This is a genomic window from Aneurinibacillus sp. UBA3580, from assembly GCF_002375825.1.
GTDB lineage: Bacteria > Bacillota > Bacilli > Aneurinibacillales > Aneurinibacillaceae > Aneurinibacillus > Aneurinibacillus danicus.
In genome coordinates this window covers 1-347 of record NZ_DFMZ01000066.1, presented here as the reverse complement: position 1 = coordinate 347, position 347 = coordinate 1, and the positions used below count along the sequence as shown (strand labels likewise).

At 48.1% G+C, this 347-nt stretch carries 1 pseudogene; it reads right to left on the bottom strand.

What is annotated here, in order from left to right:
• Positions 1–314: pseudogene (locus B2899_RS10325) on the bottom strand (HPr kinase/phosphorylase); the annotation flags it as partial.
• Between the last annotated feature and the right edge of the window lie 33 nt (positions 315–347).

Sequence of the window (347 nt, the reverse complement as noted above, 5' to 3'; positions counted from 1 at the left end):
CGCTCTTCCGACAGACTCAGGAGTTCATCCGGCGCCTCGCAGCCATGAGCTACACATACGCACGGCGTTTGTTCATGCAGCAACTTGTCAATCCGTTCAATGCGATGCTCCTTTTTCATTGCATTATAGAAGCTTAGTTCTGTTTTCCCAAGCAGCTGCACACGCTCTGCAGCATAAAAATCGAAATATCCCGCCATTTCCAGGCCAGGACGGCTGATATCGCTTACGGTAATCTCGCGGCGCAACCCCGTTTCTCCACTTGCTACTTTCAATTGGAAATGATTAACAATATCGCGCACTTGAGTCTTTTTCAAACGCCCCACCCTCTTTTTTCTGTGAAAATTGTG